This is a genomic window from Amycolatopsis sp. A133 (assembly GCF_031082405.1).
In the GTDB taxonomy this organism is placed as follows: Bacteria; Actinomycetota; Actinomycetes; order Mycobacteriales; family Pseudonocardiaceae; genus Amycolatopsis.
The window spans coordinates 220,963-234,776 of the sequence record NZ_JAVHJU010000008.1 but is presented as its reverse complement, the minus strand read 5'-3'; the positions used below and the strand labels follow the sequence as shown (position 1 = coordinate 234,776).

At 71.7% G+C, this 13,814-nt stretch carries 12 protein-coding genes; 10 read left to right on the top strand and 2 right to left on the bottom strand.

The genetic code is table 11. From position 1 onward, the window contains the following. Positions 1 to 22 precede the first annotated feature (22 nt). Together Q5425_RS11645 and Q5425_RS11640 are read left to right on the top strand one after the other, a co-directional pair. A complete protein-coding gene (locus tag Q5425_RS11645; RefSeq protein ID WP_308672219.1) occupies positions 23 to 1,045 on the top strand; it encodes a LacI family DNA-binding transcriptional regulator in 1,023 nt (340 codons plus the stop codon). A gap of 82 nt (positions 1,046 to 1,127) precedes the next feature. Next, positions 1,128 to 2,126, top strand: coding sequence for a Gfo/Idh/MocA family oxidoreductase (locus tag Q5425_RS11640; RefSeq protein WP_308672168.1), 999 nt, complete (start codon positions 1,128 to 1,130; stop codon positions 2,124 to 2,126). Here Q5425_RS11640 and Q5425_RS11635 read toward each other — a convergent pair. Beyond that, positions 2,116 to 2,697 carry a TetR family transcriptional regulator gene (locus tag Q5425_RS11635; protein ID WP_308672167.1) on the bottom strand — a complete coding sequence of 194 codons (582 nt, stop codon included), beginning with the start codon at positions 2,695 to 2,697 and terminating at the stop codon, positions 2,116 to 2,118. The two genes, Q5425_RS11640 and Q5425_RS11635, sit on opposite strands and share 11 nt — an antisense overlap. 62 nt (positions 2,698 to 2,759) lie before the next feature. On the opposite strand from Q5425_RS11635, the gene Q5425_RS11630 reads away from it, so the two are divergent. Both Q5425_RS11630 and Q5425_RS11625 read left to right on the top strand, forming a co-directional pair. Next, positions 2,760 to 3,263, top strand: coding sequence for an SRPBCC family protein (locus Q5425_RS11630; protein WP_308672166.1), 504 nt, complete (start codon positions 2,760 to 2,762; stop codon positions 3,261 to 3,263). Further along, entirely contained in the window at positions 3,260 to 3,769 is a 510-nt protein-coding gene (locus Q5425_RS11625; protein ID WP_308672165.1) for a GNAT family N-acetyltransferase, read from the top strand. Before Q5425_RS11630 ends, Q5425_RS11625 begins: the two co-directional genes overlap by 4 nt. A 48-nt stretch (positions 3,770 to 3,817) precedes the next feature. Here Q5425_RS11625 and asnB read toward each other — a convergent pair whose 3' ends face one another. Further along, entirely contained in the window at positions 3,818 to 5,659 is a 1,842-nt protein-coding gene (gene asnB / locus Q5425_RS11620) for an asparagine synthase (glutamine-hydrolyzing) (protein ID WP_308672164.1), read from the bottom strand. Positions 5,660 to 6,059: 400 nt separating this feature from the next. Here asnB and kdpF point away from each other — a divergent pair, with 400 nt between their 5' ends. From kdpF to Q5425_RS11590, 6 genes are read left to right on the top strand one after another with little or no spacing between them, the layout of a single operon-like run. After that, positions 6,060 to 6,155, top strand: coding sequence for a K(+)-transporting ATPase subunit F (gene kdpF, locus Q5425_RS11615; protein ID WP_308672163.1), 96 nt, complete (start codon positions 6,060 to 6,062; stop codon positions 6,153 to 6,155). Positions 6,156 to 6,192: 37 nt separating this feature from the next. Further along, complete coding sequence (gene kdpA, locus Q5425_RS11610; protein ID WP_308672162.1) at positions 6,193 to 7,854, top strand: potassium-transporting ATPase subunit KdpA; 1,662 nt, start codon at positions 6,193 to 6,195, stop codon at positions 7,852 to 7,854. Then, on the top strand, positions 7,851 to 9,899 hold the full coding sequence (gene kdpB, locus Q5425_RS11605; RefSeq protein WP_308672161.1) for a potassium-transporting ATPase subunit KdpB: 2,049 nt from the start codon (positions 7,851 to 7,853) through the stop codon (positions 9,897 to 9,899). Before kdpA ends, kdpB begins: the two co-directional genes overlap by 4 nt. Before the next feature lie 7 nt (positions 9,900 to 9,906). Beyond that, a complete protein-coding gene (locus Q5425_RS11600) occupies positions 9,907 to 10,497 on the top strand; it encodes a potassium-transporting ATPase subunit C (RefSeq protein ID WP_308672160.1) in 591 nt (196 codons plus the stop codon). Between the two features lie 4 nt (positions 10,498 to 10,501). Beyond that, entirely contained in the window at positions 10,502 to 13,060 is a 2,559-nt protein-coding gene (locus tag Q5425_RS11595; RefSeq protein ID WP_308672159.1) for a DUF4118 domain-containing protein, read from the top strand. Continuing rightward, positions 13,057 to 13,755 (top strand): response regulator, encoded by a 699-nt coding sequence (locus Q5425_RS11590; protein WP_308672158.1) that lies wholly within the window; start codon positions 13,057 to 13,059, stop codon positions 13,753 to 13,755. The genes Q5425_RS11595 and Q5425_RS11590 overlap by 4 nt, the downstream gene beginning before the upstream one ends. The last annotated feature ends 59 nt before the right edge of the window (positions 13,756 to 13,814 follow it).

Genomic DNA, 13,814 nt, shown 5'->3' with positions numbered 1-13,814 from the left:
GGGAGGTGCCGTGCGTCCGACGATGGAGGACGTCGCCGCCAGGGCGGGCGTTTCGCGCGCGCTGGTCTCCCTGGTGATGCGGAATTCGCCGAAGGTTTCCGACGTCCGGCGCGCCGCCGTCCTGCGCGCGGCCGAAGAACTCGGCTACCAGCCGCACGTGATGGCGCGGTCCCTGGCCAGCCGGACGTCCACGGTGCTCGGCGTGATGGTCAACGACCTGCGCAACGCGTTCTTCGCCGACGTCGTCGAGGGCCTGGACGCCGCTGCTCAGGCCGCGGGCTTCGACCTGATCCTCAACACGGGCGGCCGCAGTCCCACGCGCGAGTGGAACGCCCTGCACAACCTGCTTTCCTTCCGCCCGGCCGGGATCATCCTGCTTTCGCCGGTCGTTCCGGCGGCATCGATCCAGCTCGCGGCCAAGCAGTGCCCGGTCGTGCTGGTCTCGCGGACCAGCCGCGCGGCCACGGTGGACACCGTGAACGACGACGGCGAGGCGGGGTCCGCGCTGGCCGTCGACCACCTCGTCGGCCTCGGCCACCGGCGGATCGCCCACCTCGACGGCGGCGGGGCGGCGGGCGCGGCCCAGCGGCGTCGCGGGTTCCAGTCGGCGATGCGGCGCCACGGGCTGGAGCCGATCGTCGTGCGCAGCGAGCACACCGACACCGGCGGGGAAAAGGCCGTGCGCGAACTGCTGGCGACGTACTCGCGTCCCGAGCTGCCGACAGGACTGGTGGCGGGCAACGACTTCAACGCCGTCGGGGCGATCTCGGCCCTGGAGGAAGCCGGGCTGCGCGTGCCGGGGGACGTCTCGGTCGTCGGCTACGACAACACGTCGCTCGCGGCGCTGCGGCACCTCTCGCTGACCACGGTGGACCAGCCGCGCACCGAAATGGGCCGGCTGGCCTTCGAAGCGCTGATCGAGCGCGTCCGCGGGGAGCGCACGGAGCCGGTCCGGCACCTGCTGCACCCGTCACTGGTGGTCCGGGCGACCACCGCCGAGTTTCCGATCGGGCCAAAAGCAGGCCGCCCCCCGAGCGGCACGTGACCGTTGCTGCGCAGTCATCCGGCCGTGACTGTGGCCGGATCGGGAACCGCCAGCACAGTTCTGCGACAGGAGGAGCACCACGATGAGGTTGGGACTGGCAGGCACCGGCCGGATCGGCACCGCGCACGCGGAAACGCTGAAGGGCTTCGAGGAGGTCGAGTCGGTCGTCGTGGCCGACGTCGACAGCGCCCGCGCCGCGGCCGCCGCCGCGAAGCTCGGCGTCGAATCGGCTTCCCTCGACGAGCTGTTCACCGCGGGGCTGGACGGCCTGGTCGTCACGGCGGCCACGGACGCGCACCCGGGCCTGATCATCGCCGCGGTCGACGCGGGGATCCCGGTGTTCTGCGAGAAGCCGGTGGCCGCGGACATCCCGGGCACGCTCTCCGTCATCGATCGCATCGGCGCCTCGGACGTGCCGGTCCAGATCGGCTTCCAGCGCCGGTTCGACGCGGGCTACGCGGCGGCGAAGGCGGCGGTGGAGTCGGGCGAGCTGGGCTGGCTGCACACACTGCGCGCGACGACGTTCGACCCGGCGCCCCCGCCGGCGGAGTACGTGGCGCACTCGGGTGGCTTGTTCCGCGACTGCGGCGTCCACGACTTCGACATCATCCGCTGGGTCAGCGGCCGCGAGGTCGACGAGGTCTACGCGATCGGCGCCAACCGCGGCGAGCGGTTCTTCCGGGACGCGGGCGACGTCGACACGGCGGCGGCCACGCTGACCCTGGACGACGGCACCCTGGCGACGGTCTCGATGACCCGCTACAACGGCGCGGGCTACGACGTGCGGCTCGACGTGCTGGGCTCGGTTTCCGGCGTGGTGGTCGGCTTGGACGACCGGGCTCCGCTGCGGTCGGTGGAGCCGGGGGTGGCCCCGTTGCCGGGGCCGGCGTACCCGGGTTTCATGGAGCGCTTCCGCCCGGCGTACACAACGGAGCTGCGAGCGTTCCTGAACGTCGTCGCGGGCCGGGCACCGTCGCCGTGCGGGGCGGCGGATGCGCTCGAAGCGTTCTACATCGCGGAGGCTTGCGAGGTGTCGAGGCGGGAGCGGCGTCCGGTGAAGCTGGTGGAGGTCAGGCGCTGAGGAGCTTGCGGACCGTGCGTTCGACCAGGGTGACGGCCTTCGGCGGGGGAGTGCGGCCGGTCGAGAGGTAGCGGTGGACGACCGCACGCGGGATCTCGACCAGCGCGAGCACCACCTCCTCGTCGGTGGACCCGGTGAGCGGCGGCAGGTTCAGGGTGGCCCGCTTCAGCGCGTCGCGCAGTTCCTGTTCCGCCTCGGCGAGCGCCGCGACGGCTTCGGCCGACCACCCGCTCGGGTCGAACGCCTGCCTGCCCGCGTCGAGGACGCGGGCGCCGTCGGGGTGCTTGCGGCACCAGTGGACGACGCTCGTCGCGGCCGCGACCGCCGCTTCGACGTCGGTCGCCTCGCCGAGGGCGGCCGTGAAGGTGGCGTGGAAGTCGCGCAGGGTGCGCAGCCAGAGCTGGGCCAGCAGCGCCGACCGGTCCGGGAAGCGGTGGTAGATCGAGCCGTTCGGCGCGCCGGCGGCCTTCGCCGTCGCCGCCATCGTGACCGCGCGGGCGCCTCCGGCGGCGAACAACGCCGCGGCGGCGTCGAGGAACTGCGCTGTGGTGTGCGTCGCGGGCCGGCCCATGTAGTAGAGAGTATGCTCTAATACGTTCTGGAGGACAGTCTCCAGAACGGGAGGGCTACACCATGGTCCGCAACGTGCACACCCGGCGGTTCCCGGCGTCCCAGGCGGAACTCGCCGAGCTCCTGGACACCCTCGGCACCCCGGGCGACCGCCTGTGGCCGGTGGCGGACTGGCCGCCGTCCCGCCTCGACGGCCCCCGCGTCCCGGGCACGCCGGCCGGCCACGGCCCGGTCCGCTACGTGCTCGAGGAGGTTGCCCCCGACCGGCTGCGGTTCCGGTTCACGGCTCCGGCGGGCGTCCACGGTTACCACGAGTTCTCCGTGGGCGACGGCACCCTCACCCACGTCCTGGCCGCTTCCCTGCACGGCTGGGCCCGGCTGACGTGGCCGCTGTTCTTCCGCCCGCTGCACGACGCGCTGCTGGAGCAGCTGCTCGACCGGGCCGAACTGGCGCTGACCGGGCGGGCCGGCCGGCCGGCCCGCTGGTCGCCGTACGTCCGCTTCCTGCGCGCGCTGGGCAAAATCCGCTCGCGCCGCACGCGTCCGGACGCGAAACTGCGAGCGTGACGAGCCTGACGCCGTTGGACGAGCCCGCCTTGGCGCGGCTGCTCGAAGCCGCCGTAGCCGGAGCCGATCCGCTGGAGGTCATGCCCCCGGTCGACGGCCCGCCGGGGTGGCCGCCCGCGCGCCGTGAGGCGTTCCTGGCGTTCCACCGCGCCCGGTCGCTCGACCCGGCGACGGCGGTGGAACGCACCTGGGTGATCGACGTCGACGGTGCGGCGGTCGGCGCGGCCCGGCTGGAGCCCCACGGTGACGCGGTCGAGGCGGGCGTCTGGCTGAGCCGCGACGCCCGCGGCCGCGGAATCGGCAAGCAGGTAGCCGCCTTGCTGCTGGCCGAGGCCCGGGCGAGCGGCGCGGCGCGGTTCGTCGCCTCGACGACCGCCGGCAACCACGGCGCCCGCGCACTCCTGGCCGGGCTCGGCGCCGGCCTCACCACCGAAGGCGACGAGGTCACCGCGGAACTCCGGCTCGGCTCGGCCGGCGGGTCTGCCGCGGCCGGTCGTGAGTGGTAAGGAGGGTTCTAACCCGCTTTACCACTCACGACCGGTGACCGGCGAACCTCAGTCGAGCTGCAGCTCCGGGGAGTACATCTCGATCCAGTGGTACAGGTCCAGCAGCCGGTCCAGGCCGATCCGGTCCGCCGGGGCCATGGTCGCCGAGTCCACTTCGGACACCCGGTGCGCCCAGGACCGGTCGACCAGGTCGAACACGGAGTGGCCCGGCTCGGCCAGCACCTCCTTGGCCTGCTGCTGCAGCGCCGCCGCGTAGCCCGGGTCCTGCGTCGACGGGTACGGGCTCTTGACCCGCTGGGCCACCGACTCCGGCAGGACGTGCTTGGTCGCGTGCCGCAGGAGGCTCTTCTCGCGGCCATCGAACGTCTTCAGCGACCACGGTGTGTTGTACACGTACTCGACCAGCCGGTGGTCGCAGAACGGCACGCGGACCTCCAGGCCCACCGCCATCGACGCGCGGTCCTTGCGGTCCAGCAGCATCCGCACGAACCGGGTCAGGTGCAGGTGGGAGATCGTCCGCATCCGTGCCTCGGTCGCGGACTCGCCGTCCAGGTGCTCGACCTCGGCGACCGCCGAGCGGTACTGGTCGCCCAGGTAGTTCTGCAGGTCCATCTTCCCCATCAGCTCGGGGGTGTAGATGGACGTCCGGTCGGTCAGCATCGCGCTGCGGAAGGCGATCCACGGGAACATGTCCGCGTTGACCGAAGCCTCGTCGAAGAACCAGCGGTAGCCGCCGAACACCTCGTCGGCCGACTCGCCCGAGAGCGCCACCGTCGACTCGCCGCGGATCGCCTTGAACAGCAGGTACAGCGACGTGTCCATGTCGCCCAGCCCGGCCGGGATGTCGCGGGCCCGCAGCACCGCGCGCCGCACCTCCGGGTCGGTCAGCTCGGCCGGGTTCAGCACGACGTCCTGGTGCGCGGAGCCCACCAGCGAAGCGACGTCGCGGACGAACGGCGAGTCCGCCGTGTCCCGCATCTCGTCCGGCTTGAAGTTCTCCTCCTGGCCGAAGAAGTCGACCGAGAACGTCCGCAGCTGCTCACCTTGGGAAGCGAGCCGCGCCGCCGCCAGCCCGGTGACGGCGCTGGAGTCGAGGCCGCCGGAGAGCAGGACGCAGCGGGGGACGTCGGCGACGAGCTGCCGGTGCACGATGTCGGTCATCAGCTCGCGGACGCGGGCGACCGTCGTTTCCCGGTCGTCGGTGTGCTGCTTCGCGTCCAGCTTCCAGTACGTGCGGGTCCGGACGCCGTCGCGGGACACGGTGACGATCGTGCCCGGCCGGACCTCCTCCATGCCCTTCCACAGCGACCAGCCGGGGCGCTTGGTGAACGCCATCAGCTCGCGCAGGCCGTCGGTGTCGACGACCTTCTTGGCCAGGGGGTTGGCGAGGATCGCCTTCGGCTCGGAGCCGAACAGCACGCCGTCGGCGGTGGGGTAGTAGTAGAACGGCTTGATGCCCATCCGATCGCGGATCATGACGAGCCGGTCGTCGCGCTCGTCCCAGATCGCGAAGGCGTACATGCCGTTGAGGTGGTCGACGACCTCGTCGCCCCACTGCAGGTAGCCGTGCAGCACCACCTCGGTGTCGCTGTCGGTTTCCCAGGTGTGGCCCAGTTTTGTCAGTTCTTCCTTCAGCTCGGTGAAGTTGTAGGCCTCACCGCTGTAGACCATCGCCACTTCGCCGCCCGGCGTGTGGACCGTCATCGGCTGACGGCCGCCGGGCAGGTCGATGATGGCCAGCCGCCGGTGGCCGAGCGCGACGTGGCGGCGCACCCACGTCCCGGAGTCGTCCGGGCCGCGGCAGGCCATCGTGCCGGTCATGGCGTCGACGACGTCCCGGCGGCGGGTGAGGTCGGCGTCGTAGGACACCCAGCCGGCGATACCGCACATGGAGAAACCCCTCTCCCGAGATTGCTTAGCCGATACAACTATCGGTAACACAGGTGTAACACGGCCCGAAGATCTTGTCTGCCCGAATTGCACGTTCCGCACCTGTTCGGTCACGCGTTGTGTTGCGTGTCACTGACCAACTGCAAGCGGTGACAACGAGGCAAACGCTTGCGTGACCGCCGCCACCCGCCGTCAAGACGGCGTAAATGTGCGTCAGGAACGCATCAAGGCGCCATCAGCCCTGGGTCGGGACGAGGTTCCGGAGACGCACAGTGAGCTGTCCGGTCACCGAACCCGGTGACCCGTCTTGAGAGGTGCCTGTGGCCGACTTGCTCTACGCCGTTCTGCTGATCGGCGTGTTCGTGGTGCTGGCGCTGGTGCTGCGCGGCTTGGAAAAGCTGTGAGCGGCACCCTGGCCGACGTCGTCGGCGGGCTGCTGGCACTGGGCCTTCTCGGCTACCTCTTCGTCGCGCTGATCAGGCCGGAGAAATTCTGATGCGCCCCGACGTACTTTTTCCCGCGGAGGGGCCGAAATGACTGACACCACGGCCGGGCTCATCCAGCTCGGCCTGCTCCTCGCCGCCCTCGCCGTGGTCTACCGACCGCTCGGCGACTACCTGGCGCGCGTCTTCTCCACCGAGAAGCACCTGAAGCTCGAGAAGGGCCTCTACCGGCTCTTCCGGGTCAACCCGGACTCCGAGCAGCGGTGGCCGACCTACGCCGCGGGCGTGCTCGGCTTCTCGTTCGTCTCGGTCGTCCTGCTCTACCTCCTGCAGCGGCTGCAGCCGCTGCTGCCGTGGAGCCTGGGCCGCGGCGCGGTGAGTCCCGGCGTCGCGTTCAACACGGCGGTCTCCTTCGTCACCAACACGAACTGGCAGTCCTACGTCCCCGAGACGACGATGGGTCACTTCGTGCAGATGGCCGGGCTGACCGTGCAGAACTTCCTGTCGGCGGGCGTCGGCCTGGCCGTGGCGATCGCGGTGACGCGGGGCTTCGTCCGGGCGAAGACCGACCGGCTCGGCAACTTCTGGGTGGACCTCACCCGCGGCACGATCCGGGTCCTGCTGCCGATGGCGTTCGGGTTCGCGATCGTGCTGGTCGCGCTGGGGGTCGTGCAGAGCCTCAAGGCCGGCGTCGCCGTCACGAACCCCGACGGCAGCCCGGGCACCCTCGCGCTCGCCCCGGCGGCGAGCCAGGAGGCGATCAAGGAACTGGGCACCAACGGCGGCGGCATCTTCAACGCCAACTCCGCGCACCCGTTCGAGAACCCCACCGCCTGGTCGAACCTGGTCCAGCTGTTCCTGATCCTGGTCATCCCGGTCAGCCTGACCCGCGCGTTCGGCACGCTGGTCGGCCACCGCCGCCAGGGGTACGTCCTGCTGAGCGTGATGGGGTTGCTGTGGGCGGCTTCGCTGGCGCTCATCTGGCTCTCCGAAGCGCACGCGAGCAACCCGGCCGCGCTGGCCGCGGGCGCCGGCATGGAAGGCAAGGAACAGCGCTTCGGCATCGGGCTGACGTCGCTCTTCGCCGACACCACCACCGGCACGTCCACCGGCGCGGTGAACGGCGCGCACGACAGCCTGTCCGGGCTCGGCGGTGGGGGCCCGCTGCTGAACATGCTCTACGGCGAGATCTCGCCCGGCGGCGTCGGCACCGGCCTCTACGGCATCCTCGTGCTGGCGATCATCGCGATGTTCCTGGCCGGGCTGATGGTCGGGCGGACCCCGGAGTACCTGGGCAAGAAGCTCGGCCGGCGCGAGGTCACGTGCGCGGCGATCGCCATGCTGGCGATGCCGACGGTTGTGCTCCTCGGCTCCGGGATCGCCTTGCTGCTGCCGGGCACGGCCGGTGCGCTGGGCAACTCCGGCGCGCACGGCCTCTCCGAGGTTCTCTACGGCTACGCGTCGACTGGCAACAACAACGGCAGCGCGTTCGGCGGGCTGACCGCGACGAGCGGCTGGTTCCAGTCGTCGTTCGGCGTTGCCATGGCGGCCGGCCGGTTCGTGCCGATCCTCGCCGTGCTCTGCCTGGCCGGTTCCCTGGCCGCGCAGCGCAAGGTGCCGGAAACCGCGGGCACCCTGCCCACCACCGGGCCGCTGTTCGCCACCCTGCTCACCGGCACGGTGGTGCTCGTCGCGGCCCTCACGTTCATCCCGGCGCTCGCGCTCGGGCCCATCGCGGAGGCACTCGCATGACCGTCACCGAAGAACGACCGCAGGTGACTCCCGCCGCCGGGACGCCGGGCCGGGTCGGCGCGGGGGTCTTCAGCCCGCGTCAGCTCTGGACGTCGCTGCCGGAAGCGCTGCGGAAGCTGCACCCGAAGCACCAGCTCGGCAACCCGGTGATGTTCGTGGTGTGGGTGGGGTCCGCGCTCACCACCGTCTTCGCCGTCACCGACCCGAGCGTGTTCACGATCCTGATCGCCGTCTGGCTGTGGTTCACGGTCGTCTTCGCGAACCTCGCCGAAGCCGTCGCGGAAGGGCGCGGCAAGGCGCAGGCGGAATCGCTGCGGAAGTCGAAGAAGGAGACCGTCGCCCGGCGCCTCACCGAGGCCGGGGAGGAGCAGGTGCCCGGGGTCGAGCTGAAGATCGGCGACCTGGTCGTCGTCGAGGCGGGCCAGGTGATCCCGGGCGACGGCGACGTCGTCGAGGGCATCGCGACCGTCGACGAATCGGCCATCACCGGCGAGTCGGCCCCGGTCATCCGTGAGTCCGGCGGCGACCGCAGCGCCGTCACCGGCGGCACAACGGTGCTGAGCGACCGGGTCGTCGTCAAGATCACGACCAAGCCGGGCGAGTCCTTCGTGGACCGCATGATCGCGTTGGTGGAGGGCGCTTCCCGGCAGAAGACGCCGAACGAGATCGCGCTGACCATCCTGCTCTCGACCCTGACGATCATCTTCCTGCTCGCCGTCGTGGCGCTGCAGCCGATGGCCCGCTACTCCGGGTCCGAGCAATCCGTGATCGTGCTGACCGCGCTGCTGGTGTGCCTCATCCCGACGACGATCGGCGCGCTGCTGAGCGCCATCGGCATCGCGGGCATGGACCGCTTGGTCCAGCGCAACGTCCTGGCGACGAGCGGCCGTGCGGTGGAAGCCGCGGGCGACGTCTCGACGCTGCTGCTCGACAAGACCGGCACGATCACCTTCGGCAACCGCCGCGCCACCGAGCTGATCCCGGTGGGTACGTCCACGATGGACGAACTCGCCCGCGCCGCGCGGCTGGCCAGCCTGGCCGACGAGACGCCCGAAGGCCGCAGCGTCGTCGAGCTGACGTCGGGCTACGCGGCCCAGGACGAATCCGGCGAGTTCGTCCCCTTCACCGCGCAGACGCGGATGAGCGGCCTCGACATCGGGAGCCGGCGGATCCGCAAGGGCGCGGCGAGTGCGGTCCGCGCGTGGGTGCGGGACAACGGCGGCGAATTCCCCGACGAGACCGAGCGCGTGGTCGACGAGATCAGCGCCCAGGGCGGCACGCCCTTGGTCGTCGCCGAGGACGCCGTGGTGCGCGGGGTGATCCGGCTCTCCGACGTCGTCAAGCCGGGCATGAAGGAGCGCTTCGCCGAACTGCGCTCGATGGGCATCAAGACGGTGATGATCACCGGCGACAACCCGCTCACCGCGAAGGCCATCGCCGCGGACGCCGGCGTCGACGACTACCTCGCCGAGGCCAAGCCCGAGGACAAGATGGCGCTCATCAAGCAGGAGCAGGAAGGCGGGCGGCTGGTCGCGATGACCGGCGACGGCACCAACGACGCTCCCGCCCTCGCCCAGGCCGACGTCGGCGTCGCGATGAACACCGGCACCTCGGCCGCCAAGGAGGCCGGGAACATGGTCGACCTCGACAGCGACCCGACGAAGCTGATCGAAATCGTCGCGATCGGCAAGCAGCTGCTGATCACCCGCGGCGCGCTGACCACGTTCAGCGTCGCGAACGACCTGGCCAAGTACTTCGCGATCCTGCCCGCGATGTTCACCGGCATCTACGCCCAGCTGGGCGGGCTGAACGTCATGCACCTGGCCACGCCGAAATCGGCGATCCTCTCCGCGGTCGTCTTCAACGCGCTGATCATCGTCGTGCTGATCCCGCTGGCCCTGCGCGGCGTGCGGTACAAGCCGTCGTCGGCCTCGGCCCTGCTGCGCCGCAACCTGCTCGTCTACGGCCTCGGCGGGATCGTCAGCCCCTTCCTCGGGATCTGGCTGATCGACCTGCTGGTGCGCCTCATCCCTGGAATCGGGTGACCTCGAAGTGAACACACTCGTCAAGCAGACCTGGGCCGGGCTGCGCGTCCTGCTCGTCATGACGGTCCTGCTCGGGCTCCTCTACCCCCTGTCGGTGTGGGCGATCGCCCGCGTCCCCGGCTTGGAGGGGAACGCCGAAGGCTCGATCGTGACGCAGAACGGGCAGGCCGTGGGGTCGTCGCTCATCGGCGTCGACCCGGTGCCCGCCGACCCCGCGCACGACCCGTGGTTCCACACCCGCCCCTCGGCGGTCGGCCCGGACATGCCGTCCGGTGCGTCCAACAAGGGCCCGGACAACAAAGACCTCGTGAAGACGATCGAGCAGCGCAAGGCGGTGGTCGCCGAGCGCGAAGGCGTGTCGCCCGATCAGGTACCACCGGACGCGGTGACGGCGTCGGGCTCGGGCCTCGACCCGGCGATCAGCGTCGCCTACGCCGAGCTGCAGGCACCGCGGGTCGCGCGGAACACCGGCCTACCCCTCGACCGGGTGAAACAGCTGATCGAGCAGAGCACGAGCGGGGCGGGGATCGGCGTCCCCGGCGTGACTGTGCTCCCGCTCAACTTGGCCGTGCGCGCCGCGGCCGGAGGGGCACACTGACACCGTGACCACCGAGAACAGGCCGCGCCGGGGAGAGCTGAGGATCTACCTCGGCGCGGCCCCGGGCGTCGGCAAGACCTTCGCCATGCTCGGCGAAGCGCGGCGGCGCCTGGACCGCGGCACCGACGTCGTCGTCGGCCTGGTGGAGACGCACGGGCGCGCGAAGACCGCGCAGCTGCTGGACGGCCTGGAGGTCGTCCCGCGGCGGCGCGCCGGGCACCGCGGCCGCGAATTCGACGAGATGGACCTCGACGCCGTCCTGGCCCGCGCGCCCGAGGTCGCCGTGGTCGACGAGCTCGCGCACACCAACGTGCCCGGCTCGCGCAACGCCAAGCGCTGGCAGGACGTGCACGCTCTGCTGGAGGCCGGCATCGACGTGCTGTCCACGGTCAACGTGCAGCACCTGCAGAGCCTCAACGACGTCGTCGAGCGGATCACCGGCGTCACCCAGCAGGAGACCGTGCCGGACGAGGTCGTCCGCCACGCCGAGCAGCTGGAGCTGGTCGACATCACCCCCGAGGCCCTGCGGCGGCGGCTCGCCCACGGCAACGTCTACCCGGCCGAGCGGATCGACGCCGCGCTCGGCAACTACTTCCGGCCCGGCAACCTCACCGCCCTCCGCGAACTGGCGCTGCTGTGGGTGGCCGACCAGGTCGACGTCGCCCTGCAGCGCTACCGCGCCGAGCAGCGGATCACCGACACGTGGGAGGCACGCGAACGCGTTGTCGCCTCGATCACCGGCGGCCCGGAGAGCGAGACGCTCATCCGCCGGGCCAGCCGGATCGCCACCCGGGCCGGCGCCGAGCTACAGGTGGTGCACATCCTCGGTGGCGACGGCCTGGCCGGGCGGTACTCCCACAAAGCCAGCCCGGCCGCGATGGCCCGCTGCCGCAAGCTCGCCGAGGAGGTGGGCGCGACGTTCCACACGGTCGTCGGCGACGACGTGCCGGCCGCGCTGCTGGACTTCGCCCGCGGCGTCAACGCGACCCAGCTGGTGATCGGGACCTCGCGCCGCTCCCGCGTGGCGCGGCTGTTCGACGAGGGCATCGGCGCTTCGGTGGTCCGCCGGTCCGGGCCGATCGACGTGCACATGGTCACCCACTCCGAGGCGGGCGGGCGCCTGCGGGCCGGGCTGGCCGTGAGCCCGCTGGGGCTGTCGAGGCTGGTGACGGGCTGGGTGCTGGGCCTCGTGCTGCCGGTGCTGGTCACCCTCGTCGGCGTGTACCTGCCGAGCGGGCTCGACTTCGCCACCGACGTCATCGCCTACGTCCTGGCCACGGTCGTCGTCGCGCTGGTCGGCGGCCTCGGCCCGGCCCTGGTCGCCGCCGTGCTGGGCGCCGGGCTGCTCAACTTCTTCTTCACGCCGCCGCTGTACACGCTGAACGTGCACACCCCGCAGAACCTGGTGACGCTGATCGCGATGGTCGTGGTCGCGGTGCTCGTCGCGCTGGTCGTCGACCAGGCCGCGCGCCGGGCCGCCCAGGCGGCGCGGGCGCGGACCGAGGCGGCGCTGCTGGCGTCCTACGCCCGGACCGTGCTCACCCACACCGACCCGATCGAGCGGCTGCTGGCCAAGGTGCGCGAGAACTTCGCGCTGACGTCGGTGACCCTGCTGGAGAAGCAGGATGGCGTGTGGCAGTGCGTGGCGACCGCAGGGGAGCACCCGTGCGCCGACCCGGACGAGGCCGACGCCGACATCGCCGTCACCGCCGACGTCCACCTGACCCTGCGCGGGCGGGCGCTGCCGGCGGCCGACCGGCGGGTCCTGGAAGCCGTGGCGGGACAGGCGTTCCTGGCCCTGCGGCAGCAGCGGGACGCGGCCGCGGCGGCGCGCGCCGAGCGCAAGGCCGAGGCGACCGAGCTGCGCACGACGCTGCTGTCCGCGGTCGGGCACGACCTGCGCACGCCGCTGACGTCGATCAAGGCGTCGATCGGCAGCCTGCGCGCACCCGACCTGGCCCTGTCCGAAGAGGACACCGCGGAGCTGATGGAGGCCATCGAGCTGTCCGCCGACCGGCTCGCCGGGCTGATCGACAACCTCCTCGATTCGTCGCGGCTGGCCACCGGCGCGGTCCGGCCGCACCTGCGTCCGGTCGGCTACGACGAGGTCGTCGCGCACGCGCTGTCCACTGTGGACGATTCGGACGACGTGCGGGTCGCGGTCGACGACCGGCTGCCGTCGGTGCTCGCCGACCCCGGCCTGCTGGAACGGGTGGTGGCGAACGTCCTGGACAACGCCCTGCGCCACGGCGGCGCGCCGGTGTCGGCACGGGCCAGCGCCCACTCCGGCCAGGTCGAGCTGCGGATCGTCGACCACGGCAAGGGACTGCGGAAGGGCGCCGCGGACTCGGCGTTCGCGCCGTTCCAGCGGCTCGGCGGCGACCGGGACACCACCCCCGGCGTCGGGCTGGGCCTGTCGGTGGCCAAGGGGTTCACCGAAGCGATGGGCGGCACGATCCGCGCGGAGGACACCCCGGGCGGCGGGCTCACGGTCGTCGTGTCACTGCCCGCTTTCAGCGTGGAACGCGAAAGTGCGGAACGCGAAGAGGAGGGGGTGCGATGAGCGACCCGGGTGCCACCGTCCTGGTGGTGGACGACGAGCCGCAGATCGTGCGGGCACTGCGGATCAACCTGACCGCCCGCGGCTACAAGGTGATCACCGCGCACGACGGCACCGCCGCGCTCAAGGCGGTCGCCGAGACCAAGCCCGACGTCGTCGTGCTCGACCTCGGCCTGCCCGACCTCGACGGCACGGAGGTGATCGCCGGCCTGCGCGGCTGGACGACGGTCCCGATCATCGTCCTGTCCGCCCGCGGCGATTCGGCGGACAAGGTCGAGGCCCTCGACGCGGGCGCCGACGACTACGTGACGAAGCCGTTCGGCATGGACGAGCTGCTGGCCCGCCTGCGCGCGGCGGTCCGCCGCTCCGCGGTGGCGGGCGCGGACGGCGCGGACGCGGTGGTGGACACCGAGTCGTTCACGGTCGATCTGGCGGCGAAACGGGTCCGCCGCCACGACGGCGAGGAAGTCCACCTGACGAAGACGGAGTGGGGTGTGCTGGAGCTGCTGGTCCGCAACCGCGGGCGGCTGGTGGCGCAGAAGCAGCTGCTGCACGAGGTGTGGGGCCCGTCGTACGAGACGGAGTCGCACTACCTGCGGGTGTACCTGGCCCAGCTGCGGCGCAAGCTGGAGCGTGAGCCCTCCCGGCCCCGGCACCTGCTGACCGAACCCGGGATGGGCTACCGCTTCGAGGTCTGAACCCGCGGCCGGTGGGGTACCTCGCCAGGGTGTCTGAGGGAGCGAGAGGGCGGTTCCCG

What these genes read in the sequence shown, in the direction of transcription:
- kdpA (WP_308672162.1), top strand. Translation starts at nt 6,193, where the DNA reads ATGACTGACACCACGGCCGGGCTCATCCAGCTCGGCCTGCTCCTCGCC.
- Q5425_RS11645 (WP_308672219.1), top strand. Translation starts at nt 23, where the DNA reads ATGGAGGACGTCGCCGCCAGGGCGGGCGTTTCGCGCGCGCTGGTCTCC.
- Q5425_RS11635 (WP_308672167.1), bottom strand. Translation starts at nt 2,697, where the DNA reads ATGGGCCGGCCCGCGACGCACACCACAGCGCAGTTCCTCGACGCCGCC.
- Q5425_RS11640 (WP_308672168.1), top strand. Translation starts at nt 1,128, where the DNA reads ATGAGGTTGGGACTGGCAGGCACCGGCCGGATCGGCACCGCGCACGCG.
- Q5425_RS11590 (WP_308672158.1), top strand. Translation starts at nt 13,057, where the DNA reads ATGAGCGACCCGGGTGCCACCGTCCTGGTGGTGGACGACGAGCCGCAG.
- asnB (WP_308672164.1), bottom strand. Translation starts at nt 5,659, where the DNA reads ATGTGCGGTATCGCCGGCTGGGTGTCCTACGACGCCGACCTCACCCGC.
- Q5425_RS11630 (WP_308672166.1), top strand. Translation starts at nt 2,760, where the DNA reads ATGGTCCGCAACGTGCACACCCGGCGGTTCCCGGCGTCCCAGGCGGAA.
- kdpB (WP_308672161.1), top strand. Translation starts at nt 7,851, where the DNA reads ATGACCGTCACCGAAGAACGACCGCAGGTGACTCCCGCCGCCGGGACG.